The organism is Pseudoduganella sp. RAF53_2 (assembly GCF_052113985.1).
Lineage (GTDB): Bacteria > Pseudomonadota > Gammaproteobacteria > Burkholderiales > Burkholderiaceae_D > Rugamonas.
In genome coordinates, this window is record NZ_JBFRDW010000872.1 from 1 (window position 1) to 1,912 (window position 1,912).

2 protein-coding genes are annotated in these 1,912 nt (G+C 56.1%); one reads left to right on the forward strand and one right to left on the reverse strand.

All coding sequences use genetic code 11. The features are described 5' to 3' along the window. Positions 1–37: 37 nt before the first annotated feature. A complete protein-coding gene (locus tag AB4Z11_RS30525; protein ID WP_442029763.1) occupies positions 38–625 on the reverse strand; it encodes a TetR/AcrR family transcriptional regulator in 588 nt (195 codons plus the stop codon). 100 nt (positions 626–725) lie between these two features. Here AB4Z11_RS30525 and AB4Z11_RS30530 point away from each other — a divergent pair. Further along, a partial coding sequence (locus AB4Z11_RS30530; protein ID WP_442029765.1) for an epoxide hydrolase family protein occupies positions 726–1,912 on the forward strand: 1,187 nt, incomplete at its 3' end.

Below are 1,912 nucleotides of genomic sequence, written 5' to 3' on the forward strand. Positions count from 1 at the left end.
ATGTCATACAGGGCGTTGCGCTACTCAGCAGCAACGCCTACAACCCCATACCCGACAGGAACGCCTCAATCTGCTGTTCAAAGCGCGGCCGTTCATACGCTAACAGCGCCATACGCCATAGGCCCTGCAGGTAGGTAGTGATCACGGACGCGGTGATCTGCGGATTCAGCGACTGAGGCAACACTCCCTCATCCTTATCCTTTTGCAGACGTTCGCAGAGAAGTGCCTGGACGCTCGCCAGCCCTTCTTCGGCACGCGTCCGCAACTCTGGTTCCGACAGCACTTCTTCAGTGAGCATGGCTGCGATCATGCATAGCGGCGACGGAGTATTCGGCGCATCCAAAGTGTCCAGCACCATACGGAAAAAGGCACGTACCCCTTCGCCAGCCGTAGGGGCCGACAGCACAGCGTCAAAGCGGTGGCGCGTGACCATGTCTTCGTATCGGTCGACACAGGACAGATACAGCTGCTTCTTGCTCTTGAGGGTGTTGTAGAACGAGCCCTCGCCGATGTCCATGACCTTCAGAAGATCGCGCAGACCAGTTTCCGCGTAACCGCGCTGCCAGAACAGGGCCGTCGCCCTGTCCACCGCCTGCTCATAGTCGAAAGTGATTTTGCGTGCCATAGCGGCACTATACTTTATTTGTATCGACTGCTACAAGATAATTGACATCACCGGCTCATGAAGTTTAAATTGTAGCGACCGCTACAATTATGGAGATTACATGAGTGATATCGCAGCCGTTACACCATTTGAAGTCCAGGTTCCACAGTCCGCTATTGATGATTTGCGGCTTCGCCTAAGCCTCACCCGCTGGCCGGATAGAGAGATCGTCGAGGACTGGTCGCAGGGCGTTCCACTGAATGCGGCTAAATCCCTGGTGGATTACTGGCTCAATACCTACGACTGGCGCAGGTTTGAAGCGCGCCTGAACAGCTTTCCCCAGTTCCGGACCGTGATTGACGGCGTGGGCATCTATTTCATCCACGTTCGCTCGCCGCATGCGAACGCGATGCCTATCCTTCTGACCCACGGCTGGCCGGGATCGGTGGCCGAATTCCTGAACGTCATTGAACGGCTTTCCGACCCGACAAAATTTGGCGGTAACGCTGAGGACGCTTTCCACGTGGTTCTGCCGGCGATTCCGGGTTACGGCTTTTCCGACAAGCCAACTGAGCTGGGATGGAATCCAGCACGTATTGCCCGGGCCTGGTCGGTACTGATGACGGATCGTCTTGAATACACGCATTGGGTAGCCCAAGGCGGAGACTGGGGATCGGCGATTACAACCGCATTAGCCGGTCAGGCGCCGAAGGGTTTGCTGGCTGCACACGTCAATCTGCCCATGGTCGTTCCAGCAGAATTGCCAGAGAACCCGAATGAGGAGGAACGCAAGGCGCTTGAAGATATTGAACGATACGTTTCCAATATGTCCGGCTACGCAAACCAGATGAATACACGTCCGCAAACCATCGGTTATGCGCTGCATGACTCTCCGGTGGCGCTTGCGATGTGGATGTACGAAAAATTCTGGGAGTGGACCGACAACCAGGGCCTACCGGAAGATGCCCTCTCGCGCGACCAGATGCTGGATGACATCTCGCTGTATTGGTTTACCGGCACTGGGACTTCGAGTGCGCGGCTGTATTGGGAAGGCGTAGGCAGCACGATCCGCAGTTCAGACTTCTTCTCAAGCGCTCGTTCAGGTGTGGGACGCATTCAGGTTCCGATGGGCGCCACGATCTTCCCCGCTGAGACATTCCAGCCACCGCGAGCGTGGGCTGAAGCGGCATGGGCTAATCTGTTTTATTGGAACGAAGTTGATAAAGGAGGGCACTTCGCTGCATTCGAACAGCCTGAGATCTTTGCCATCGAAATGTGGGAGGCGTTCCGGCCGTTTCGCAGTAAGCG

What these genes read in the sequence shown, in the direction of transcription:
- AB4Z11_RS30525 (WP_442029763.1), bottom strand. Translation starts at nt 625, where the DNA reads ATGGCACGCAAAATCACTTTCGACTATGAGCAGGCGGTGGACAGGGCG.